Here is a 23,925-nt window from a genome sequence, read left to right as displayed (position 1 = left end):
TTCTCTATCTCTACAGTACAATGAACATTGAAAAAAAGCATACACTAGTTGATACCCAATCTGGAAAAGAATGTATCCTTACTCTCTATTCCAATAAGGTACTAATTGAAAATATAAAGGACAGCAAGTCAAAGGCTACAGAAAAAGAGTTCGCCACTTCAGCAGAGGCGTTAACTTTCTTTTCTAAAAAAGAATGGGAACTGCTGAAGAAGGGATTTGTAGTAAGAAATAAAAATGCATCTGCAGGGGAACCGCTCTTACATTATTTTATAGGGACTGGATATAGCGGATGTTTAGCTTTTGATACTACTCCCAATGGAATTTATGTATATAAACATGGTTGGTTCAAGACCGCTACTGATCAGAAAGATTTTTTGTCACTGATAGATATAGAAGGCAATCTCATAGAAACCATCGAATTGCCCAAGATACTTGCATGGGATATACAGTATAATGCTATAAAGGATGCACTATTACTGGATACAGATCATTTTATTTTTGAGTATTCACTAGCCACCAAAAAGTTCAATAGTTTGACAAAAGGATTTACTAAGCCAGTAAGCTTTATTTCTGTTTCATCTGAAAGATACGCTTTTGGTTCTCATCCCCAATTATATGTTTTTAATAAGGATACAGTTCTTCTTAAATATACTTTTGATGTAGAAGTGGTTAAAGGGAAACTGCCTTTTGAAGTTGTTTTGTCAAAGAGTGGACAATGGATTGCATTTCACAATCTGGAAAATGAAATTAAGGTGATACAGGTATCGGATGGTAAAGTAGTGAAGTCCATCACTGGTGAATTTGGTGTAATCTCTCAAATGGAATTTGCCGAGAACGATACCATCCTGGTTGTTAGGTCGTATGGGTGGCCATGGAGTATCCGTTATTTTGATCTTGTCAACGATATAGACCTGGCAATGCCTGAATTACAACTTCCGTCACATTCTCAGCAAGCCAGCTGGTTTTGTTTCAATGGAGACCAATCCAAATTGGTTATAGTGCAAAACAAGAACGCCTTTGTTTTTGATTTCGTGGACAAGACCTTTTTACACAGCTTTCAGATAGAACATAGTGTAAAAACAGCAAGGCCGAAATTTGTAAATGATCTGCTGGGCTTTCGGACGGATTATGGTTGTTTTAGTTTATATAATGTATAACCTGTCGAATGCCTGGACTTCTTTACCGGTAGTCTATTGATCCTTGTTGTCACTAATTACAAAGATCAACAGAGTTTCTCCGTAGTTTGATACAACTATGTCAGTTTCAGAATATTGGTAATAAGTGGATTGTCTTCATTTTTGCGCCAGTATAAGTACAGCGGGATCTCAAACGGAATTTTAATGAACCGAATATTAGGGGGAGCCTGCTGAGCAAATGAGAAGGGTAAGATAGCAATACCCAGCCCTTTCGCTACCAGAGATAATACAGTTGACCCAAAATCAGATTCATAGGAAATAACGGGGTTGATCTGGTAATGGTTAAAAATGCTAAAAATTGTTTCCGGAAAAATATACCCATGTTGTAACGTGGGAAGTACAAACCGTTGTTGTTTCAGTATATCTGAAGTCAGATCTTCTTCGGATTGAATGGGATGATTTATAGGAACTGCAAATCCAAAGTTTTCTTTCCAGACCAGTTTTGATTCAATAAAATCAGATTTGTGTTCATAACGACTGTAGGCAATATCAATTTTGAAGGCCTTCAAAAACTCCTCCTCCTGAGTGTATTTCAATTGCACCAGTTCCACTTTTACATCCGGATAGAGTTTAGAAATGCGGGCTAGTAAATCTGGCAACAGATTGTGGCTGATAGATCCGGGATGGTTAATAGTGAGTGATCCATATTCACCCCGGTGAATTTTTTGGGCGTATCGTGTGCTATACGTCAGTTGTTGCATGAGAGGCTCCCATTGCTGATAGAGAAATTTCCCTGCTGCGGTAAGTTCTACCTTTCGTTTACTACGGTTAAATAATGACAGACTGAGTTCATTTTCAAGTGATTGTATTTGCCTACTCAGAGCTGACTGGGTAATATTCAGTTTAAAGGATGCCCGCCAGAAATGTAATTCATCCGCCAATGTGAGAAAAGAGGTAATTTGTTGAATATCCATGAGTTGTATGATTAATGCATTTTTTGCATCAATGATACCAAAAATAGCATTTTTCTGCATTACCTAAAAAGATACATTTGCTAAGTCATCAACAACCATACAAACTTTAAACGGGTATTGTCACAATGTATAGTTTCAAAAATGATTACAGTGAAGGGTGCCACCCAGCCATTTTACAGGCATTGATAGAAAGCAATGGAGAGCAGCATAGTGGATACGGTTTTGATATGTATTCTCAACAGGCTGCTGATCTGATTCGCGAAAAACTCAAAAGTCCATCTGCTGCTGTTCATTTTATTTCCGGAGGTACACAGGCCAATCTTACAGTGATTGCTTCTATACTGCGTCCTTATGAATCTGTCATTGCTGTAGAAACCGGGCACATTCTGGTACATGAGACTGGGGCTATCGAAGCTACAGGTCATAAGATTGAGGCTGTACAAAGCACAGATGGGAAACTGAGACCTGCAGATGTTATCTCTGTTCTGGATAAGTTTGAGGAGATTCACAAGCCAATTCCTCGTTTGGTATATATCTCACATCCTACGGAGATAGGAACACATTATACAAGAGCAGAATTGATTGCATTGTCTCAATGTTGTCGTGAAAATGGTTTGTATCTGTTTATTGATGGGGCCCGGCTTGCTTCAGGCCTTTGTGCCAGTGATATTACTTTCTCGGATCTGGCAAAATATACAGATGTATTTTACATTGGAGGCACTAAAAGTGGAGCCTTACTGGGAGAAGCTATTGTGATTAACAATCCTGTATTACAACAAAACTTTATCTATAACCTTAAGCAACGGGGAGCATTGCTAGCGAAAGGAAGACTGCTGGGTATTCAATTTAAGGTTTTGTTCAGCAACGATCTGTTTTTCGAGATTGGAAACCATATGAATCAGATGGCTGCTAAACTAGCTACTGCTTTTCAAGAACAAGGTTATTCCTTTCTGACAAATTCACAGACCAATCAGATTTTTCCGATACTTCCTATTTCTGTAATAGAGAAGCTACAAAAAAAATACGACTTCTATATCTGGCAAAAAATAAATAGCCAGGAGTCTGCCATTCGTTTGGTTACCAGCTGGGCTACGAAAGAGGCAATGATTGATCAGTTTATTGAAGACCTGAGTGTAGCCAGTGAGGTTGAGAAAAAGGAGGTCTGTGAAGTACAATGAAACCTGCATAAATTCTAACTATATAAAAGCCAGCTTTTCATAAGGCTGGTTTTTTAGTTTGTTCTCTATTCTTCGCACAAATTTTTTATCAAACCAAGAGTCACATTCCAGTAAAATTCAAGATGCCAGTAAATGGTTTCTGTTGGGAAGTTAGTTAGGGTCAGGAATAACTCAGTCTGATCATCTGAGGGTATTAATTCAAATTGAATACTAGTATAACTTTCAGGAGTATCTGGAAGTCTGGACAGTGAACTCAAATGAGTATACTGAAGGAGATGCTCTGGCTCTGCCTGCAAAATTATTCCTTTATTTTCAAAGTAGTCGTCATGTAAATATCCCCGAATAGTGATTGGGCTCCCCTTTACCCAATCGGAGATAACTTCTACCTCTGAGTCTAGTATCCATTGCTGAATCCATTCCGGTTGTGTAAGCACTTGCCACACCTTTGTAGGAGTGGCATTAATCTGAATGGATTTGTTAATTATATGATTGGTGACAGATTGCATAGATCCAGCGATTTGAAAGTGTTCTTATTGGATTATAGATCTAAAGTTTTAATGCGAATATTGGTTCCATAGACAAAGAGGACAGAGAAACAGGAGATTGGTATCTGTAAACTCTCATTTGGTATAATTAATTTTTATACCCACACTTTTCTTTTCATTTTTTATCATGGATTTACTACGTACTTACTTCTGTAAGTTGTAGCAGATACTAAACCACCAATTTATTTGGATAACTCTTGCATAAACAACCCACATGAAAGCAATTATTGTATTTGATGGAGACTGTGTCTTCTGTAACAAATATGTTCAGTTTGTTCTGAATCGGGACGAGCAGGCTTATTTTAATTTTGCATCCATACGATCTGAAATAGGAGGGAGACTGCTGGAAGTAGCCCGCATTGGTTGTAGTGATGGGCTGGTTCTTTTTGAAAAAGATCGAAAATATGTTGGATCTGAAGCTGCACTTAGAATATGTCGTCACCTGCAAGGTGGATGGTCGGTATTGTTTGGATTAATCTATCTGCCACGCTGGATTCGGGATGGGATTTACAGATGGTTTGCACGTCAACATTATTTACAGGGAGAAAATATTAATTGCCTTATCCTGACTCCTGGTGAAAGAGCTCGTTTTATTGAATAAGTTTATTCAAAGCCTGATAATAAGATTTTCTAATTCTCTAGTATCAGGCTTTGTGTTTATAGACCGGAGTACTCTTCAGATCTCACTGGTTTTATTCTCCTGCATAAGTCTGGAGTGATAATATTGATAGAGAAAATCATAAATAACCATTTCCTGCTTTCGGGGTTGTGAACGAAACACACGATTCAGAAACATATGAATATGGCTTCCTACCAGGCTTTCCCACTGTTGAGAGGAAAAATTAGGTTTTAACTGACTGATAGTTCCTCTTGTCATATACCTTCTGTTTTCCCATACCTCTGCAATGGAAAATAGTGGATGTTTCTCATCTGGAATAGTTTCCAGTAGAGTTCGAATGTAGTTTCTCTCCAGTCTGTATTTCTCTCCCAACGATTTTCTGGCAAAGGATGTATGCAGATTAAATTCGTTTTTAAAGCTTGTCTGTAAGCTAAAAAGCAGCTTCTGCTTCTCTTGCAGAGACAATCCAAAATCTGTAAGCCATTGGTCTGTTCCCCAGAGTGCAGCCTGCCATCGAATTTCATCTGGTTCCGGATCTACTGCTAGGGTGTTCAGCAATGCCAGTACTGCCAGACTATCATGATAGAATAATGTTTCACTTTCTTCTATAGAAGAGTCCCCGTATCGTTCTAGTTCCCTTTGATACGTATCTGCTTGTATAGTGAAAATCAGATTCGTACTTAGATAAGGTTGTAGTTGAGTATATAATTTTTGAAGGATCTGCCCTGCTCCTGCCTGCGTTTCATGAAAGCGAATTCTCAAATGAAAGTTTGGATCTGCATAGCGGATAAAGAACCATTTATCAATCAACTTTCCTTCCAGGAGTTCTTCTGACAAAGGCTTAATAACTGTGAGCAATAGTTCATCGGCTGTATTGATTCCACAATATATCTTGACATATGTCCATTCGGAACCTGGAGGAAAACTTCGTGTGATCGTAGTTGCTGGAGGCGTATTTTGGATCGAATTTACTGAGACAGGATACTGGATTGGTAAAATAAATTCATGGGTAAACCTTCCATTCGGGCCTTCTATCCATACATTGTCTTGTGTAAACAAGTTCTCTTCCACTAAAAGAGAAGACTCTATCTGAGTGATATGTTGTTGCAGAAGTTCCAGACATAGGTCATTTTGCAGATCGATAGGCAAAAGTGCATCAGCCTGTTTAATGGTAATGTGTTGGGGAATATTTTTTGATTCTCTAAGTTGCTGAATGTATTCTTTGAGTGCAGAGCCAGAGAGATTTTTAATCTGATCCAGAACTATTTTATCCAGACGCCACTGAGCTTTACTTACTATTACTTTTTCATATTGTACACGTGGCAGATAATCAGCCTGTTTTACCACTCCCCAATCCCAGCTTATCCCTCGCTGTAGTTGTTGTAACTGAAGATCACACAGGAAATGATAGGCTGGAATAGTGTTGGCTGAATACAGATGAGCTGTACTCAAACGAGGAATCACTTCTTTTTGCAACCTTCGTGAATATAAAACAAGTCTGTTATTCCGAAGAAAAATATCCAGATCTTCCAGTAAGATCGTATGTTCATTATCTGTACCCGTAGGTGTTACTATAGGAATTTCGTAGTTACGAAGATGCGGACGAACAGCAATATTACCTACCCTAGCCTGATTCAGATGGACTATCTCTGCAAAAACCGCTTCAGGATAGAGTTTTTCCTCTTCTTGTGTAATTTGTCTGACATGTTGTGTCAGTTCATCACTCATATGACAGAATCGTCCTAACAGATTTGCAGCCGAAGGGCCAGTGGTAGCCTGGTGATAGATGATAAAATCGCCTTGGTCAATGGCATTGGCAGATTGGGCCAGGATATATCCTATTGAATAGAGAGAGGTAGGCAATGCAGGAGATTGCTCTTGCATAAACGGTTTCAGATCTTTTTCATTGAGGTAAATTATTTCTTGGTGATGACGAAGTGCATGTGTGTAACTATCCAACAGAAATTGCTGCCAGGGAGACCACTCAATGGATTGTGTGGCTGTCGTAGTAGCAGGCAGCATAATATTTTCCAGAAGAGGTACAAAGTCATGTGCTCCGATTTCACGAATAGGATACCCTATGCCTGTCTCTATATCCAGGGCCTGTAGTAATGGGATTGACTGATTTTCATAACGATCTCTGAATGCTTCTCTAAATCTGATAAGATGAGTTGGCTCATTGACAGACTGTATTCTACTGAGTAGCTGAATAGTTTTCTGTAATTGTTCTGTTACATGGGGAGTAAGTGTATTGCTGACAGATGATTTATAGACGTCCACTTGAAAAAGCTTGGTTGTATCAAATGGCAATCCAAATTGTCCTATCTGGATGGAAAGAGCTTTATAATTTGCAACCAGAGTATGGAAATCTTGCTCATCCGTTTGTTGTATAGTCAGTAAAAGCTGTTCCAGAACAGTTGCAATTGGCTTACCCTCTTTATATTTCTGCAGTATTTCAATAAGACGATGAGTATAGGGCTCTCCTGTAATAGTAGGTTCCAGTTCGCTTACCAATAATTGATTTTCAATCATTTGGTTTATAAAGTCTGCAGCTGCTTTTTTTTCTATTCCCTGAGATTGTAAGATTGAAATTAGTTGAAGGTGGGTAGCTCCTTTCCTTGCATAGTCCAGCAACTGTGTCAGGTAAGGAGAGTAATCTACATCTACAAGATGATGGTCCCGCATATTTTGTTGGATCTCGTAGATTACATACCTCATTTTCTCTCCAATCTGATAAATAGTATTATTGGGAAAGTAAGAGATCGTATGTTGTAGGTCAGGTATATTAGCAATATGCTGAGATAACACATGTATAAAGTCCATATCAAGACGTGTGTGTCTATGCCAGTCGTTTGCCGGATTGTAACATATGTTTGTAGTCTGAGCCAAATGTACCAGTGACAACCCTGCAAACAACCCAAATGGGGTACAGCGATAGGAGGCACGCAGCAAATATTTCGTTAGTGTTAACTCAATCTTTTTCCTGTCTTTTTCATTTTTTACCTCATTATTCAGCCATGCACAACATTGTATATACATTTCTGGCGATGCAATAAATAATGCTGATTGCAAAAGAGGATCTGAATAGAGAGACCGGATTTTTTCGGTTGTAAGTTGAGTGAGTGTATGATAGGGTAGAAGAGGTGATCTGAAAACCAGGAAACCATGATTGGTTAAGCTATGAGCCATACTAAAGTAATATTTTACCCAATGACTCAGGTAACCCGGTAATTTTCCGAGTGAGTCAGTAGTTACAGGTGCAGTAGTAAAATGAGAATAGGTTGTAAGAGAAATTATGGATCAGGTTTACAACAAACAGATCCTTTATTCTGATTTGTTTTGTAGTATAGCTTTTTGGAGTTTTAGTAAAAGATCATCTTTAAATTTTCCGGATATCGGAATACGTGGGGCATCTTTTAACAACACTTCATTACCATCAATAGCCGTAATCATACGTATGGTAACAATATACGACCGATGTACACGGGCAAAAAGATGAGAAGGTAAGCGTTCTTCCAGATCACTGATACCACTATAGGTTACAATTCGTTCCTGCTGAGTGGTATAGATGGAAACATAATTTTTTAGCCCTTCTACATACACAATCTCATTGAAATTAATCTTTCGCAGTTTTCCTTTATGTTCTGTTTTAACCAGAATAAAATCCATATCTGGCTGAGACGCCTGTGTTGTCAGAACTGAATTATTGCGGTTGAAATAATTCAATGCTTTCTCTGCTGCTTTAAGAAAGCGATTAAATGGAATAGGTTTGAGTAAATAGTCAATCACATTCCGATCGTATCCTTCCAGTGCATATTCACTATAAGCAGTTGTCAGTACTACTTTGACCTGATGACCATATAAGTCTATAAACTGGAGCCCATTCAATAAAGGCATCTGAATATCCAGAAAAATCAGGTCAATAGATTGCTGGCTCAACATCTCAATGGCTTTGGAAACAGAGGTAGTACCATCTACTAGTTTGAGATAGGGAGTTTCCTCGATATACTTGGTCAGTACATTAATGGCGGCCTGCTCATCATCTAAAATCAGACAATTGATCATCGTACTGTTGTTTTAATAAATTAAGGTTAAGAAATAGCACAAAGTCTGTTATCAGGGAAAATATCTACCGAGGTATTCCAACTGCAATACAGTATAAGGGCTGTTTCGCTAATTACCAAGTAGTGGAAGATTTAAATTTACATAGAATATATTGTTTTCTTCGGTTACTTCAAAGCTAAAATTACTCTTATATATGATTCTCAATTGATTCTCAATGTTTTTCAATCCCAACCCTCCCTGTGTATAATTGGGTGTTGCCTTTTTGGGATTTTCGGAATAGAAGGAGATCTCAGTCTCCGATAGACATATACGGATATGGACAGGTTGAGAGTTGTCATATACATCACCATACTTAAAAATATTTTCAACCAAAGAAATAAATAGTAGAGGCGGAATCATATGTTGGTCTTCGTATTCCTCACCCTCAATTTCCAGATGTACCTGAAGTTGATCTCCAAACCGATAACATTGTATTTTGATATAGTTCCGAATATAATCAAGTTCCTGTCCGATAGGTACAAGCGCCTGCTTGCCTATTTCTGTCACATTTCGTAGCATGGTAGATAAGGCCATGATGGAGTCTGCCAGTCTGGGAGATACCTGAAGTGCATCAGAAAAAAAGAAATTAAGTGTGTTGTAGAGAAAGTGAGGATTTAACTGTGATCGGAGAAATGCAAGTTCTGCCTGAGCTCTTTCCCGCTCTAATGCTGCAAATTCCTGCTCAATTTTACGTTTATGTTGTTCCAGTTGAATAGAACGTAAAGCAAACCAATATCCATAGCTAAATAATATGTATTGGCAGGCTATCCAGATAGAATCTGGTAGAAATTGCTCCATCATAACGTAGTTTTTTCGGTATGCACCTATAATATGAAGCATGGGAAATACATAGGTAAAAAGCAGATAACGAATCATAACGTAGATACATATCAGCAATACAGTGTAAAACACCAGTTTTACATATTGCCTTTTCTGCATACAGGGAATTATGATGAAATATACATTGACATAGAATAAAACAGCCACCAACGCATAGGTGTACAACATCTGTCCTAGCTCTATTTGCCGCAACTGATTTATAAATAATAAAATATTATTAACAAGTAAATATAGCACCCACACACCAGCATGGATCAAGACTGTTTTCCAGTGTTGTTGGAACCAGCGTTGTATATGTTTCATATAGGGCTTTTCAGGTAATGATATAGGAAAAAGGCAGCTTGGTATAATTGATTTTCCGGATTGAAAGAAAACCTGCAACTTTCATTCAGTAAATAGCACAAGCAACATATTTTATCACGTTACAAACAAACAAAATTTTATGAAAACAAATACAACCACTTCCACTTTGGCTTCCATCCGTGTTAAAAAAGTAGCTCGTTTAACAAGTGTTTCTGCACTGACTGGAGAAAACCAGCCTTTCAGCAACCAAACCATTGGCACTGTATTGACGACAGGAATATAAGAAGTTTATCTGTGATGCAGGAAAGAGCCACCTGTAATGGATGTCCTTAGCGTAAATGGGATAGGTATTTTAGGAATCTCTTTAGTAATGGAATATCTATTCAACTTACACAAAAAACACTGATGAATATGCAAGCACCATTAGTAGAGAGAATGGCTTCAGAATTGACAAGTCTGAGCCTGATTCCTGACTCAGATTTATCGACGGCAGATACCTGGTTATGGCATATCTGGCAACAGGAACTCGAACTTGATCTGTTGCAGGATATTATTCATACCGAAGACTGGAGACCCGCATCACAGTTGATTCCTCTTCTAACAGGATGCCAGACATTGTATCAATACCAGTTACACAAAAAAGAAACTATTCGAAAAACGTTACTGGATTTTGAGTTACAGCTTTACCAGGAGGTAATGCAACGAATTCAGGAGCAGAAGCTTGGATATTGCCAGGGAAGTACGGCTATTTTGCACTATTTTCTGAGTAACCAAACATCGACACCACATATAAAGGAAATGCAGCATCGTTTGCTTTCCCAGTTATGCCGTCATTGGTTACCCATTGGGAGTGAGCCGGTTACTGACCTAACTCTTGAAAGTGGGTATGCTGGATATATATTACTTCTGGTACGTTTACTGATGAAGTCACAAGCTTCACCCGCTTTGACACAACATCAGGGTACATTGATGAAGATAATTGATCAGTATATATACTATCTGTATGCTCATCAGCTGGATATAAATACCATGCAGAATCAGAATGCTCTTTTTCCTGTCCAAGTAAGTGACTCAGAATGGGTGACTTCTGATACACTAAGCTGGTCTGCTGGCGATCTGATACAAATATTGGTTTTGTATGAGGTAGGACAGCTCCAGAAAAGAAGAGAGTTAATAAAATGGGCTGATCGGTTGGCTGGATTTATACTCAGTCAACGGATGCATATGCAAAAGCAATCCGATTCTCTGTGTATGGGTTTAACTGATGGCATAGCCGGATTAGTGTTATTTTATCGACACTTACATTCACTTACACAGCAGGAGCGATTTTTTAAAGAAGGAAGTTTCTGGTTAGGAGAGCTTTGGCAGCGGTATATACGTGAGCAAAGCAATGAAGATAATTCTTTGCTTACAGGAAATTTAGGTGTATATGCTGCAATCAGACAGTGGACAATGGGTAATTTAAATACTAGTCTATTGTTTCTATAGTAATCTTGCACTTTTTAATATCTTTTTTATATTTTTTATCTGAGTTCTCTCCGCCAGAATGCTTTGAAATTGCTTAGACATTATTGCCAACGCTCCTCTTCACTACAAATTGCCAGCCTGATTCTTACAGCACCTAACTGTTGGATCAGGCTGGTGTTTTTATGGTATCTTTATCAAGAAGCTGTAAGCAAAATATTGTTTGTGAGATAGTGACATTGCCTCGTTTAAAAGTTATTGGTGGTAGCTTATTTCCTTATGCCTCAAATCTCAGATGGTGCTCTCAATGCTATTTGTCGGGCTTCTCTACAGAAATGAGAAAAATCGGTGTACCCAAGATGACTATAATCGCATTGACTTCCTTTGGTACGATATAAAGATATGCCTTGTCTAAATCGTATGAGTTTTTGACAATATTTAGGTGAAAGTACTAATTCATGATCAAAGTGACGATGAAGGGTCCGATAGCTTACAGATAAGTTATCTGCTATTGTTTCAATACTTTGGGTAGGGTAGTGTGAAAATAATGAGAGTGCTGTCTGAATTAGATTAAATGCATACGAAAAACTAAAATACTGATGGTTCTTGAAATAAGTTTCTGCACAAGCTATCCGTTGCTCAAAAGTTGATGTATTGCCTATCTGTTCTGTCAATTCATTTTTCCATACATTTTCTGGTGTACTTTGTGCATTAAGTAGTTCTCCTGGTAGGAACCCTGTAAGCTTTTCCAATACTCCAGGTTGTAGCTTAATGTAAAATGCGTGTTTCTGATATGGAAAAACAGAACACAAAGGATAGGTAAACGCTCCAAGTAATTGGGTGCCTTTCAGAATAGTCTCTTTTTGATATTGTTGTTCTGTGCTGATCCAGGTTGAATCGTTGAGTGAAAAACAAAATAGGCCATGTAAGCTGGGTATAGAGTAGAGATGAGTAGATGTTGTCTGATTTATTGGACTTTTAACCTCAAAATAATAAGCAATAAGTTTACGCAAGGCAGGTGAGGGCCAGGCAATCCGGATAAATTCCTGCTTCTCAGTTTCCAGTACAATACGACCTTTCATTTGATCTTTAATTTACATACCTTATTCAGTAGAAAACAGAATTTTATAAAGCAATTCTGTTCCCAACCCGCTAATCAACATACGTTCTTTTTTGTTTTGCAATAATTTTTGTGACCAGTCTACAAATCCTCCATCAGCTACTTCCCATGTTTGGTCATTTGTTACTACCATGATCTTAAACTGTATTCCCTGATAATAGGCATTCTCTGTGTCAGGTTTCAGCCATTCAACAGGTACAGATGTATTAAATTCTTCTAATACCTTTGCTATTCGTTCCTGTAGTAAAGATAACGCAGAGTACCCTTCACGCAAATATAGTTTTACCTTTATTGATAAATGCAGATGATCTGCAAGCAGGGCTTGGTATAATTTCAATTGTTCTAGGATTACAAATGTCTCAAATTGGCAATCACCCTGATCTCGTCCTGATACTACACAACCCAGGATGGCAAAATGTGGACTGAATTTTGCATTTTGGATTGGAGGTGTTCGCAAATGCCGATGTGTGGTAAACAGCCGCAATGTGTCCTTATCAGTGGCAGGCACCCATTCTCTTGTTTGTTTGCGACGACAAATTTCCAGCGCCATTGCATTGGTTATATCTGCCATTACTTCCATACCTCTTATCGCTGAAAGTATTTTGTTTTGATGTACAGTTCCTACTACTGAACAACTTCCCAATGGAGCTACCGGAGAAAGTATGATATCCTGAAATCCAAATGCATGAATAATTTTCTGCAGGCTAAGTTCAAACTCACTAAAGGCAACAAGAGGCAACTGTGAAGGCATGGCAAAACGACTATGCTGGTATTGTTGTAGCAACATAGGAGGTGATGATTGAGCTGCACGTTGAGCCATAAGGGTTAGCAACAATGTATTTAGCTCTGATCCTGAAATATTCTCACATAATTTTTCCAATAAATCCGGATAGCCCAGTTTATGAAGTATTTTTTGTAAGGCAACAGAATCTGGCTGAGTAGTTTCTTTCTGGGATTGGCTCATATTTCACTGATTAGATTTGTCTATAGAGAGCATAAATATGTTCGTCAAGTAACACATTTTCTTTAATTACAGAACGTTGGGCTACTCCTTCCAGTAGAAAACCATTTTTCTCCAACACACGCATTGAAGATTTATTATGAGAGAAAACTCCTGCAAAGATGCGTTCAATAGGAAACGTAGCAAATGCCATTTGTGTAATCTGGCTGACAGCAGTTGTGGCAATTCCTTTCCCCCACCATGATTTACCTAAGAAATACCCGATTTCTGCAGAAACTCTGTGAATATCATGCAGTGGCGTGATACTGATTACTCCACACAATTGCTGTTTGAAGAAGATTCCTCGTATCAGTTGCTGTTCCTGACTGCTGACTATAGAGATGAAGCTTTCGGCATCCTGTAAATGATACGGATGTGGGAGTCGGTCACGCACCTGAAGCCAGATATCTTTATCATTTGCAATAGCAGCCAGTGTCGGAGCCATTTGTAGTGTGAGTGGTAATAATTGTATATCATTCATAATTCCAGATCAATCATTTTGTAAAGGTCGTAAATAACTGTCGGGTGATTGGTGTAAAAATCTGCCAATTTTCAGCCTAATCGTTGATTCCTTTCCTATATGATATATATTCATGTTACTATTTAGTCAATAACACAATAAGATGATTAATATCATCTTACTAGCAGGTAACTACTTTGTTTTATTTATTATATATTTGTGTATCAGTGTATTTACGAATTAGAAATACCTGTCTTATTCTTGCTATCCTTCAGATATAGCTATTGATACATACTTTAATAAGTAGATCTGGTATCATAAAGCAGACTCAGTACGATTTCCAGGAATGAGTCTGCTTTATTAGTGAAGAAATCTTCTGATGAATAGACCCACAGCAAGACGTTTGGATATGAATAGATTTTTCTGTTACCACTTACTTTAATCCTGTTTTGATCATTCTGCAGATAGACCTGCTCCTTGTGGTAATTTCCTATATATCTAATGGCTTGTCATAACTGATTCTATGCTATTATCCGGAACAAGGTCTTAAGAGATAGAATAACTACTCTATTATGACTAGTTGTGTCAATCAATCAGTGGTAATAGTATTTTATGCACAAGGTTTATACAAAGTGAGTAAAAGATTTTCACAATACTATCCCTTACAATGAGAGCACCTCTTGTTTCTCCAGTATCCGTAGAAATAGCAAATGCTATTTTTGAACAGGCAGCAGATGGAATATTCGTCAGCGATCCAAACTTTCATTATATCCATGCAAATCCGGTTGGTTGTCAGATGTTTGGGTATACGCTTGAAGAATTACGGACGATGTCTGTAATGGATATACTAGCTCCGGAAGAATTACAAAAGGAACCCCTGCACAAAGAAGAGTTAGAGACAGGAGGTGTTGTATCTACTAAAAGGCATATCCGTCATAAGGATGGACGTTTTATTCCGGTGGAGATTAATTCCCGAAAACTACAGGATGGAAATCTGGTTGCCTTTGTCCGTATTATAAAAAGAAAAGATACTCAAGCTCAACTTAAGGTTCGGTTACAACAACAGTCTGCCGTTACTGAACTAACCCAACTGGCTTTGCAAGGGACTGATACAGGAAGGTTATTTGAATATGCTATATTTCTTACTACTCATCTGTTAAGTATGGAGTTTGCTCAGATACAGGAATGGGATGCAGATAGAAAGAGACTATTGTTCAGAGTGGGAACCGGCTGGCCTGAGACATGTATACATGCAGATGAAGTAGCAGATGAAGATAATTATAGATCTCAGGCTATCTATGCCCTCTGCTCCAACACTGCTGTGATAGCCAATGACTGGCATTCCGAACGTCGTTTTGAGGTATCTCCTTTCCTGAATGAGTACCATATAGTAAGTGGCATAAGTGTAGTAATAACCAGTACATCGGAACCTTTTGGTGTGTTGAGTTTATATAGCAAGCACTACTACAACTTTGATGAAGATGATCTTCATTTTGTACAGGCTATGGCCAATGTGCTGGCTATGGCTATAGAGCGAAAAAAGGTAGAAGAAGTATTGCGTGAGGAAAGGGATCGGTTTGAGAAACTTGTTGCTACCGTGCCTGGAGTAGTACTCGCTTTTCGGGAAAAACCGGATGGCTCTATTTGTTTTCCTTATGCTAGTCCTGGGATCGAAGATATCTATGGCCTTAAAGCGGATAGTTTGGCTAATGATGGATCATTAGCCGGTGAGCGATGGCATACAGAGGATCGTGCTCAGATTTTGGAAAAGATTGCACTTTCAAAACAACATATGGCTAGGTGGCATGACGAGTTTCGTGTGGTAAACCCTCAGAAAGGTGAACTATGGGTAGAAGGTTGGTCTATGCCTAAAAGAGATCTGGATGGTGGAGTTACATGGTATGGGGTATTGACGGATATAACCAATCGAAAGAAGGCAGAGGCTGAACTAATTGAAAGTGCGCATTTGTATCGTTCCGTTTTTGAAAATGCAGCTATCGGAATAGCTCGTGTTGCATTAGATGGTAAATGGTTGGATATCAATCAAAAATTGCTTGCTATCGTAGGATATAGCAGAGAAGAACTATTACAAAAAACGTTTCAGGATATAACTCACCCGGAAGATATAGATACAGATTTGCAATTGCTGCAACAGACATTGGATGGAGAGATAGAGGGGTACACCATGCAGAAACGTTATTTCCATAAGAATAATTTTATTGTCTGGGTGCGGTTAACAGTCTCTCTACAAAGGGATGAGACAGGAGAGCCATTGTACTTTATTTCGGTGATAGAAGACATTACCGAGCAGAAAAGGGTAGAGGATGCCTTGCTGCAAAGCGAAAATAACCTGAAACAAATTATTGAGAATCTTTCTGAAGGATTGATAATCTCAGACAGAGATGGAAATCTTCTCCATTGGAATCCGGTTGCCTTGCAGATGCATGGATTTGAGACAATGGACGAGTGCAGAGGTGCCGTGAAGGATTTTACATCTATTTATGAACTATCGTATTTGGACGGGGATGTTATTCCGGTTGAACAGTGGCCTATTTCACGATTGTTACGAAATGAAAAGGTTAAGAACCAGGAAATACAGATACGCCATCTGAAAAAAGACTGGGTACGTGTATTTTCTTATGGAGGAGGCTCTTTTTCAGATCTTTATGGTAATACAATATACTTTGTCTCTATTGGTGATATTACAGAGAAAACCCATAACGCACAGGCAATTCTTAAGTTGAACAGGGAATTACATTTGAATGAACGCCGATTCCGGAGTATGATTGAATATAGCAGTGATTTTATTGCTGTACTAAATGCCAATCAGGAAATTACGTATCGGAGTCCATCCTGGCAGCGCATATTTGAATGGGATACAAAGGGAGGGCGTTCACCTCGTTTTAATCTCCTGCATCCGGAAGATCAACCCCATGTGCAGAAATTGATTCAGCAAATATCCAGAATACCAGGCGCTTCCTCGGAAGTTAGCATTCGGGTGATAGATAAAAAAGGCAATTATCATTTTATGGATGGTAACGTTACTAATTTGCTTACAGATGAAGCGGTTCGTGGTTTGGTAATCAATCTGAGAGATATATCTGCAAAGAAAATTGCAGAAGAAAAAGTAAAAGCTAGTGAAGAGCAGTTCAGAGCTTTAATCGAAAATAGTAATGACATATTTATAGTGTCTACTCGTGACACTATATCCTTTGTGAGCCGAAGTATAAAACATGTATTAGGCTATACTCCAGAAGAATATATGACGTTGTCTCCGGAATACCTTGTCCATCCAGATGATCAGCCATTACGATGGAATGAATTAAACTATCCAGGAGATACTATAGAGCTTTTGTTTCGTAAGCGACACAAAGATGGTACATGGCGATGGATGGAGGGGATCGCTATGAATCTGGAACATATTCAGGGTGTGAATGGGGTCCTGTTTACACTGCGCGATATCACTGAACGTAAAGAGTCAGAAAAAAAACTCGTCCAGAGCGAGAAAATTTATAAAACTATTGCATCTACTATCCCTGGATCCATTATTTGCCTTTTTGATCAGGAAGGCCGCTATCTACTCGTAGAAGGCGACTTATTGAATGAATTTGGTTATAACAGAGAGTCACTGATTGGAAGAAAAGCAAAGGATTTACTGGATGAAGATGTTGTGAATGCATTGGATGTCAATCTGAAACGCGTGTTTGGGGGAGAGGTTTTTACTACGGAGAACCGTAGTGCTGGTACAGATATCATAACCCGGTATGTACCTATCAAAGATGAAACAGATAAGGTGACACTTGCCATGTTGGTATCAATAGATGTGACAGACATTAAAGAGGCTCAGCGTCAGATTTATCAGCTAAATCAGGAACTTGAGAAACGAGTAGAAGAAAGAACATCTCAATTGGTTGCTGCCAATAAAGAGCTGGATTCATTCAACTACACTGTAGCCCATGACTTGAGGGCCCCGCTACGGGCTATTAATGGGTACTCTTCTATTCTTGCTGAAGACTATGCATCTATTCTGGGCGCAGAAGGCAAACGGTTTTGCACGATTATTACGAATGAATCCCGGCGGATGGGACGACTGATTGATGATCTGCTGGCATTTGCCCGGCTTAATCGTTCTCAAATGGAATTGTTTCCTGTTGACCTCAACGATATGGTAAGAGAGGTATTTCTGTCACTGACTACAGAATCTCAACGGGATCGTATTCAATTTCAGGTAGAGGAACTGCCGCCTATGCAGGGTGATATCTCTCTGATGCGTCAGGTCTGGCAGAATCTGATTGAAAATGCTGTTAAATTTTCTTCCAAGAGAGATGTGGCTCAGATTCATATTGGCTATTATAAAGAAGCAGATGGGCCTATCTACTTTATTCGTGATAATGGAGTAGGTTTTGATATGAAATACATAGATAAATTATTTGGTGTATTCCAACGTTTTCACAAAGCCTCAGAGTTTGAAGGCACAGGTGTGGGTATGGCTATTGTACAACGTATCATTCAGCGTCATGGTGGTCGCATATGGGCCGAAAGCAAAGTGAATGAAGGAACTACTTTTTATTTTTCATTTACCCAATAGTATCTGATATCGCTTGTTACAAAGAGAATACAGATTACATTAGTAGTGGATGGTGTGTTGAGATGATATTGTGAGCTTAATAGACACCCACTCTGTCGTACAGGCACGGTTACTATCCCTGCTGTACGACAGAGTGGGTGTTTTATAGTTGATGCTGTGTTTTTTTGAATGGCAATGCTTTGAATTTCTGACTTTCCAATTCAAGTTTAAGATCTGCCATTTCTTTGACCAATTCGTCTAGTTCTTTCGCTTTCTGTTGATAGGCCGTCTTAAAATAGGCTTCAGAAACACTGATTTCCGTTTTCTCGTTTTGAAGAAGTAGTATCTGTTTTTCGAGTTGTTCTTCTTTTTGTTTCAAACTGGTTTCCATGCGTTGATAGTATTCTTGAGTAGAAAGCATCTCTTCCATATTCTGACGCATTTCTTCTTCCTGAGCACGTAGTTCTTCCGTCAGCAATTGTGACTGCTTCAGTAATAATCGGGTCTTTTCTGTATTGCTCAGTGCTGATAGAGTAGTTGCCATTCTCTCTCCAATCTTTTTCAAAAAGTCTAGTTCATGAGGCTGGAAAGGTTGGAAGGTTGCCAGTTCCAGTATCCCTACAATAGTTTCATTGAGTTGAATAGGCATAATCAGAATGCAGCGAGGCAGGGCTTCACCTAATCCGGAGGTAATCGTGACATAATCTTTGGGAACATCTGTCATATAGATCATGTCTCGTTCCAGAAACGCTTGTCCCACCAATCCTTCTCCTGGTTGTATTTGCTTATGCTGATATTTCCGGCGGTTATAGGCATAAGAAGCCACTAATTCCAGGTAAGGCTGATCTGAGAGGCTGTCAGTAAGAAGAAACAGACCTGCCTGATTGGCGTTCAGGTATTTTACAATCTGTGAAGTCGCTTCTACACACAATGCCTCCATCGTTGGATACGATTGTCCCAGCAGATTACTGAAATGAGCCACACCTTCTGCACTCCATTGACGTAGCTTTTCTTCCTGGGAGGCTTCCACCAGCTTCTGGTTTTGAGCTGAAACTTCCTGGAAGCTGCCTTTTAAGGTTAACAACATCTGCTTAAAGTTTTTAGCCAGACTACCTAACTCATCCGGGGACTGTATTTGTTCCAGCTCTTTATCCTGATCTTTCAGTCCTGTAACGACAGACTGGGCAATCTGGTCAAGCAGAATGATAGGTCTGGAAATGGAGTCTGAGAAGTAAAATCCCAATGCAACCGAACCTATAAGCAACATACCTACTACTGTCCATATAATGCCTTCGGAAGCTGATGTCTGATTCTCGATTTGCTGGTATACCCCTTGCTGGATAGAGGCAATTTGTGGTTCAATGGTATCTGCACTGGTTTTCAAACTGCCCTTTATGCCTTTATCTGGTTTCAAACCAATTTCTGTTTCAAGGGCTACAATCTGATCAAAGATTTGTACATACTTTTTCAAGGCAGTCACAGAGGCAGGGTCTGAATGACTTTGTAACACCAGATCGGCAGTGAGATGCAATTTGGTAGCATAGGCGACATCTTTTCGTATAAAGAAGTCCTTTTCGTGTCGCCGTAGGGTAAGTAGCTGAGTCTGATTGATGGAAGATGTATTTTCCAAATCATGTGCTACCTTACGCATTTCTCCTTCCAAGCCTGTATCTTTAAATCCTCTCTGCCGTGTTTTCTCCGCCAGTTGATAGAAGTAGTTCTGGTATTGCTTTTCCTGTTCTTCAATCTGCATAATGCTGGCTGCAATACCCATAGAGGACATATGACTGTTCTGTGCTATATACTGGAGCAAAATCCGAATAGAGTCCAGTGCCTGTTTATGTCCTGTCAGATTCGCACTTTGCCCTGTTTGTATAAAAGTACTATTGACAGGATCATAGATAAGAAAGTCTTTTTCAAACTTTCTTGCCTGTAGGAGTAAAACGCGCAGCTGATCAATTTGATTATTTATTTTCTGATACTGAGAGAGTTGTTTGGAATAATAAATGGATATTCCTCCAATAAAAGAGGATGCTATAACTAAAGTGAAAAAGGTAAACAGCAGCTTGTATCTAATCTTATAAAGCGAAAACATATCAGATCGTAGGTGTAAGAAAGTGACGGATGTAAAAAAAAGTGGTGTTAAACGTAATTTTCCGGCAAGTATTAGCCATTTAGCCTGATATCATGTAAACAAAGTATGCATATCTTACTGAAAACATAGAGATGTATAAATAGCTCAGAAAGTTGAAGGTTCAGCTACTGAATACGTTGAAGAATCCTTGCCTTCTGTACAGCTTTAAATAATTGATATTTCTTACATATACCTGAATACTGTGATAACAGGAAATGTAAATCCTGATAATAGGGTAAAAACATGTGTAAGATCGATATAGTTGGCAAAAAAGTGGAGGAAATAGGACTTTATAAATGCGCGATATGTATTTAGTAATAAGTATAATAGCGAATTTGCTTTTTGTTAAAGAAAACTTAACATTGATTATATGTAAGGAACGGGAGGGTTTGTCACTGGAAGCAAGTCAAATTAAAAGGGTAAAGGCAACGATTCGGGCAGACAATCTAACCAACAGGAGTATTACCTGCTGGATTTTTTAGTAGACAAAAATATCTTTCTTCAATTTGTGGATAGTATTAAAAATCTCAGTCAGACAGCCAATACATTTGATGTGACCAGTAAAGACTGATATCTGATATAGATAAATTTAGAGAGAAATAAACTAAGCTTGTGCCAATTATGAATACGTAAAATACAGAGATATTCACAAATCTTACATAGCAATAAAATGAAAATGCTAAAACGTATCAAAGGGCGTATTACTTTTTGTATTATCTCAATACTAAGAAACTGTTTTGTTTGTGTTAAGAAAGTCGCTGAGTATAATTGGTGTTAGATGGGTAATTGTATTTTTCTACTGATTGTCTTTCTTTTATAAAAGACTTGTATAAATAGTGTGTATTAGTATTTTTCTTTTGCTTAACCCTTTATTAATCATCCATTTGTGTGGATACGTGTAGTAATAGTAAGAAATGGAGGTAGAAGCAGGGCTAATCTTACGTCTGGTGTTGTTTTTGTAAATTTTAGATTTTACCTATAAATAAATGGATACTTTTGCTTGCGACACCCACTTGCATTTTTTGTATCCATGTCTTTTGTATTTACTTCACTTAGATCTAAAATTCTTGTAAGCTATCTCGCCTTTGTCACCCTATTATTTCTGATTATATGGTTAAGCTTTTCATTCTATCAGAAACGAGAGCAAATGGCTTTGACTATTAATGAGTTGAATGCTTTACGTAGCTTATTTCTACAAGCTACACGACAGGAAAAACACTTCTATGCCTACGATCTTACTGACACTGCTTTTTATGGATCTGAACAATGTAGTTCACTAACAGAATATAATCAGCTTGTCACATCTCTTACAAATCGAACAGCCTCGCTGACGCAATCAGAAGATGCAGACCGACTAGCTATTAACACCTCGTTAGCCGTACTGAATCATTTGTGGAATGACTATGCAAAACTTTTTAATGCTACAGTAAACCTATGTCTTAAACGTGGTTTCAAAGATTATGGGCAGGAAGGAAAGATGCGTGACTATGCCCATGCATTAGAATGGACTTCTATAAATAAGGTGCAGCTTTTGACACTCAGACGGTATGAGAAAGATTATATTATCCGGAAAGATACTCTATATGCCTTTCATTTTTTCTGTCTTTTGCAGTCTCTGCAGAGTCAATACTCACGAGATGCACAGGTTGTAGGATTGCTGAAGTATTATGGCGAATCATTTCGCAACCTAACTCAGATAGATGCAGAACTGGGATTAACTCCATTGCTTGGGAGGCGGGGCAAGATTCTGATGATGACTCAACAGCTGGAGAAAGATCTGGATACGCTAATTATAAAAGCGGAACTGGAGGCCAAAAGAATTCGCCATGAGTTGACTATTTCTTTCCTGTTCATCATGGGAGGAGCATTTGTATTGTGCATAATTTTGAGTTTTCTTTTTTCATATTCCATCACCCGACCTGTCAATCTGCTTACGCAACAAGTAGATCAGATTGCAGCAAGCCGGTTTGAATCAATTTCTTCTCCACTGCCAGTACGTTCAAAAGATGAAGTAGGTACACTGACAGATCATATTAATCAGATGCTAAGTCAAATACAACTTCATTTGGAAGAGGTGCAGGCAAGTAGCGAATTACTGACACAGCAAAATGGAGAATTACACCAATACAATCAGCGGTTGACCGTTTCCGAACTCCAGTTGAGGCAGTTGAATGCTGTGAAAGATCGTTTCTTTGCTATCATCTCTCATGATTTGAGAGGACCACTCGTGTCTTTGCAAAACTTCATGCAATTGTATGAAGAAGACTATACTTTATTTTCGGCTGAAGAACTGCAGTTGATGAAGCGCCGAAGCATTACATCCATCAATCAGATGATTAACTTACTGGATAATCTGCTGAGTTGGGCTTTGATGCAAATAGACCACATCCGGTATGTTCCTGGTAAAGTAGATCTGTTAGAGGTACTGAATAAGAACCATGAACTGGTAATGCAGTCTCTTGAAGTAAAAAAGATCCGATTCCGGTTAGTGACAGAAGACTCAATTAAACTCTGGGCAGATTATAATATGGTTGACTTTATCCTGCGAAATTTACTCTCAAACGCCATTAAGTTTACTCATCCGGAAGGGGAGGTTATCATAAAGGTAATGGCTGATGAGACTACTGCTGACATTACGATATGTGATACAGGGATAGGAATGGATGATCATATGCTAGCTAAGATTATGTCATCACAGGATTTATATGTTGATCCGGTTTCTACATTGGGTACACTAAAAGAGAAAGGAACAGGACTGGGATTGATTATCTGTCAGGATTTTGTTCGCCGGAATGGAGGAGTACTGACCTTTGATAGTGAACCAGGCAAAGGTACAACAGCAACACTGAAATTGAATCGATATGTAAAAAAGAGGGTGTCTGAATAACAGAGATGAAATCATCTTATAAACCAAGCATGTGTCTCAGATAACTAAACTTCAGCTATCTTTTCAGTATGACTGGAAATCTGTTCAACACAATTCCGAAAAAGTTTAGATTTGTTTGTTGGTGAAGATAAAAAGTGAACAGAAATCGAATTACTTTCGGTGCTGACCATACTTCCGATCACGTTGAAGAAATATTCGAATAATGGTCATTTTCTTCGTTGAACTGAGTTTAGTTCACTTTGCCTATAACTATAAAAAAGTTATGTTAGAGCTACAAAAAGTGTTGTGATTACTTGAGTATAAGGTAGCATTGTTAGTTATGCTGGACTTCTTGTAGTTGTGAAGCCCCCTTGCTGTCCTCCTGAAAGGACCTTCCCGCCATTGTCGGGACAGGCGTGGCAAGACCGGCGGTTTTTCTGATTGGAGAGTATTTTTTCTCAGGACCCAAGCATGGCTCTATTTGCCAAAAGGTACTGTCTGTAAAGTCAACAAAAATGTTATAATTATTTTAAGCTATTCTTATCTTTACACTCTCAAAGAGAACAGGTCCTGTTTAGCAGGTCGTTCATCTTGCGTAGCTACCCACTGTGGTAG

At 38.6% G+C, this 23,925-nt stretch carries 16 protein-coding genes; 7 read left to right on the top strand and 9 right to left on the bottom strand.

Translation table 11 applies throughout. From position 1 onward, the window contains the following. Positions 1 to 20: 20 nt before the first annotated feature. Positions 21 to 1,157: a hypothetical protein gene (locus QNI15_RS02845; RefSeq protein ID WP_314030414.1), complete on the top strand. Its 1,137-nt coding sequence runs from the start codon at positions 21 to 23 to the stop codon at positions 1,155 to 1,157. A gap of 95 nt (positions 1,158 to 1,252) precedes the next feature. On the opposite strand, the gene QNI15_RS02840 is transcribed toward QNI15_RS02845, so the two are convergent. After that, positions 1,253 to 2,170, bottom strand: coding sequence for a LysR family transcriptional regulator (locus QNI15_RS02840; RefSeq protein ID WP_314030412.1), 918 nt, complete (start codon positions 2,168 to 2,170; stop codon positions 1,253 to 1,255). A 65-nt stretch (positions 2,171 to 2,235) separates the two neighbouring features. On the opposite strand from QNI15_RS02840, the gene QNI15_RS02835 reads away from it, so the two are divergent. Beyond that, complete coding sequence (locus tag QNI15_RS02835) at positions 2,236 to 3,288, top strand: threonine aldolase family protein (RefSeq protein WP_314030410.1); 1,053 nt, start codon at positions 2,236 to 2,238, stop codon at positions 3,286 to 3,288. 65 nt (positions 3,289 to 3,353) lie between these two features. On the opposite strand, the gene QNI15_RS02830 is transcribed toward QNI15_RS02835, so the two are convergent. Beyond that, positions 3,354 to 3,794: an SRPBCC family protein gene (locus tag QNI15_RS02830; protein ID WP_314030409.1), complete on the bottom strand. Its 441-nt coding sequence runs from the start codon at positions 3,792 to 3,794 to the stop codon at positions 3,354 to 3,356. A gap of 253 nt (positions 3,795 to 4,047) precedes the next feature. Between QNI15_RS02830 and QNI15_RS02825 the strand changes: the two genes are divergently transcribed. After that, positions 4,048 to 4,434, top strand: a complete 387-nt coding sequence (locus QNI15_RS02825) for a thiol-disulfide oxidoreductase DCC family protein (protein WP_314030408.1) — start codon at positions 4,048 to 4,050, stop codon at positions 4,432 to 4,434. 75 nt (positions 4,435 to 4,509) lie between these two features. Here the strand turns inward: QNI15_RS02825 and QNI15_RS02820 are convergent, their stop codons facing one another. The 3 genes from QNI15_RS02820 to QNI15_RS02810 all read right to left on the bottom strand — a co-directional run bounded on the left by QNI15_RS02820 (position 4,510) and on the right by QNI15_RS02810 (position 9,699). Then, positions 4,510 to 7,641: a lantibiotic dehydratase gene (locus tag QNI15_RS02820; RefSeq protein ID WP_314030406.1), complete on the bottom strand. Its 3,132-nt coding sequence runs from the start codon at positions 7,639 to 7,641 to the stop codon at positions 4,510 to 4,512. Positions 7,642 to 7,776: 135 nt separating this feature from the next. Next, positions 7,777 to 8,517 (bottom strand): LytR/AlgR family response regulator transcription factor, encoded by a 741-nt coding sequence (locus QNI15_RS02815; RefSeq protein ID WP_314004910.1) that lies wholly within the window; start codon positions 8,515 to 8,517, stop codon positions 7,777 to 7,779. 108 nt (positions 8,518 to 8,625) lie between these two features. Further along, positions 8,626 to 9,699, bottom strand: a complete 1,074-nt coding sequence (locus QNI15_RS02810) for a sensor histidine kinase (RefSeq protein WP_313982334.1) — start codon at positions 9,697 to 9,699, stop codon at positions 8,626 to 8,628. A 139-nt stretch (positions 9,700 to 9,838) separates the two neighbouring features. On the opposite strand from QNI15_RS02810, the gene QNI15_RS02805 reads away from it, so the two are divergent. Both QNI15_RS02805 and QNI15_RS02800 read left to right on the top strand, forming a co-directional pair. After that, positions 9,839 to 9,982 (top strand): hypothetical protein, encoded by a 144-nt coding sequence (locus QNI15_RS02805; protein ID WP_313982335.1) that lies wholly within the window; start codon positions 9,839 to 9,841, stop codon positions 9,980 to 9,982. A 128-nt stretch (positions 9,983 to 10,110) separates the two neighbouring features. Further along, complete coding sequence (locus QNI15_RS02800) at positions 10,111 to 11,187, top strand: lanthionine synthetase LanC family protein (RefSeq protein ID WP_314030404.1); 1,077 nt, start codon at positions 10,111 to 10,113, stop codon at positions 11,185 to 11,187. A gap of 260 nt (positions 11,188 to 11,447) precedes the next feature. Here QNI15_RS02800 and QNI15_RS02795 read toward each other — a convergent pair whose 3' ends face one another. From QNI15_RS02795 to QNI15_RS02785, 3 genes are read right to left on the bottom strand one after another with little or no spacing between them, the layout of a single operon-like run. Continuing rightward, positions 11,448 to 12,245: a hypothetical protein gene (locus tag QNI15_RS02795; RefSeq protein ID WP_314030402.1), complete on the bottom strand. Its 798-nt coding sequence runs from the start codon at positions 12,243 to 12,245 to the stop codon at positions 11,448 to 11,450. A 21-nt stretch (positions 12,246 to 12,266) separates the two neighbouring features. Beyond that, a complete protein-coding gene (locus tag QNI15_RS02790) occupies positions 12,267 to 13,247 on the bottom strand; it encodes a hypothetical protein (RefSeq protein WP_314030400.1) in 981 nt (326 codons plus the stop codon). Positions 13,248 to 13,257: 10 nt separating this feature from the next. Next, a complete protein-coding gene (locus tag QNI15_RS02785) occupies positions 13,258 to 13,764 on the bottom strand; it encodes a GNAT family N-acetyltransferase (RefSeq protein WP_314030399.1) in 507 nt (168 codons plus the stop codon). Between the two features lie 646 nt (positions 13,765 to 14,410). Between QNI15_RS02785 and QNI15_RS02780 the strand changes: the two genes are divergently transcribed. Then, positions 14,411 to 18,331, top strand: coding sequence for a PAS domain S-box protein (locus tag QNI15_RS02780; RefSeq protein ID WP_314030397.1), 3,921 nt, complete (start codon positions 14,411 to 14,413; stop codon positions 18,329 to 18,331). Positions 18,332 to 18,473: 142 nt separating this feature from the next. Here QNI15_RS02780 and QNI15_RS02775 read toward each other — a convergent pair whose 3' ends face one another. Next, positions 18,474 to 20,405 (bottom strand): GAF domain-containing protein, encoded by a 1,932-nt coding sequence (locus QNI15_RS02775; RefSeq protein ID WP_314030395.1) that lies wholly within the window; start codon positions 20,403 to 20,405, stop codon positions 18,474 to 18,476. 1,069 nt (positions 20,406 to 21,474) lie between these two features. Here QNI15_RS02775 and QNI15_RS02770 point away from each other — a divergent pair. Next, positions 21,475 to 23,331 carry a HAMP domain-containing sensor histidine kinase gene (locus QNI15_RS02770; RefSeq protein ID WP_314030394.1) on the top strand — a complete coding sequence of 619 codons (1,857 nt, stop codon included), beginning with the start codon at positions 21,475 to 21,477 and terminating at the stop codon, positions 23,329 to 23,331. Positions 23,332 to 23,925 lie beyond the last annotated feature (594 nt).

The organism is Xanthocytophaga flava, from assembly GCF_030068545.1.
In the GTDB taxonomy this organism is placed as follows: Bacteria; Bacteroidota; Bacteroidia; order Cytophagales; family 172606-1; genus Xanthocytophaga; species Xanthocytophaga flava.
This window is presented reverse-complemented; position numbering and strand designations above follow the sequence as displayed.

Bases quoted from the DNA above. Each gene is read 5' to 3' on its own strand.
- QNI15_RS02845 (WP_314030414.1), top strand. From the start codon at position 21: ATGAACATTGAAAAAAAGCATACACTAGTTGATACCCAATCTGGAAAA.
- QNI15_RS02840 (WP_314030412.1), bottom strand. From the start codon at position 2,170: ATGCAGAAAAATGCTATTTTTGGTATCATTGATGCAAAAAATGCATTA.
- QNI15_RS02835 (WP_314030410.1), top strand. From the start codon at position 2,236: ATGTATAGTTTCAAAAATGATTACAGTGAAGGGTGCCACCCAGCCATT.
- QNI15_RS02830 (WP_314030409.1), bottom strand. From the start codon at position 3,794: ATGCAATCTGTCACCAATCATATAATTAACAAATCCATTCAGATTAAT.
- QNI15_RS02825 (WP_314030408.1), top strand. From the start codon at position 4,048: ATGAAAGCAATTATTGTATTTGATGGAGACTGTGTCTTCTGTAACAAA.
- QNI15_RS02820 (WP_314030406.1), bottom strand. From the start codon at position 7,641: ATGGCTCATAGCTTAACCAATCATGGTTTCCTGGTTTTCAGATCACCT.
- QNI15_RS02815 (WP_314004910.1), bottom strand. From the start codon at position 8,517: ATGATCAATTGTCTGATTTTAGATGATGAGCAGGCCGCCATTAATGTA.
- QNI15_RS02810 (WP_313982334.1), bottom strand. From the start codon at position 9,699: ATGAAACATATACAACGCTGGTTCCAACAACACTGGAAAACAGTCTTG.
- QNI15_RS02805 (WP_313982335.1), top strand. From the start codon at position 9,839: ATGAAAACAAATACAACCACTTCCACTTTGGCTTCCATCCGTGTTAAA.
- QNI15_RS02800 (WP_314030404.1), top strand. From the start codon at position 10,111: ATGCAAGCACCATTAGTAGAGAGAATGGCTTCAGAATTGACAAGTCTG.
- QNI15_RS02795 (WP_314030402.1), bottom strand. From the start codon at position 12,245: ATGAAAGGTCGTATTGTACTGGAAACTGAGAAGCAGGAATTTATCCGG.
- QNI15_RS02790 (WP_314030400.1), bottom strand. From the start codon at position 13,247: ATGAGCCAATCCCAGAAAGAAACTACTCAGCCAGATTCTGTTGCCTTA.
- QNI15_RS02785 (WP_314030399.1), bottom strand. From the start codon at position 13,764: ATGAATGATATACAATTATTACCACTCACACTACAAATGGCTCCGACA.
- QNI15_RS02780 (WP_314030397.1), top strand. From the start codon at position 14,411: ATGAGAGCACCTCTTGTTTCTCCAGTATCCGTAGAAATAGCAAATGCT.
- QNI15_RS02775 (WP_314030395.1), bottom strand. From the start codon at position 20,405: ATGTTTTCGCTTTATAAGATTAGATACAAGCTGCTGTTTACCTTTTTC.
- QNI15_RS02770 (WP_314030394.1), top strand. From the start codon at position 21,475: ATGTCTTTTGTATTTACTTCACTTAGATCTAAAATTCTTGTAAGCTAT.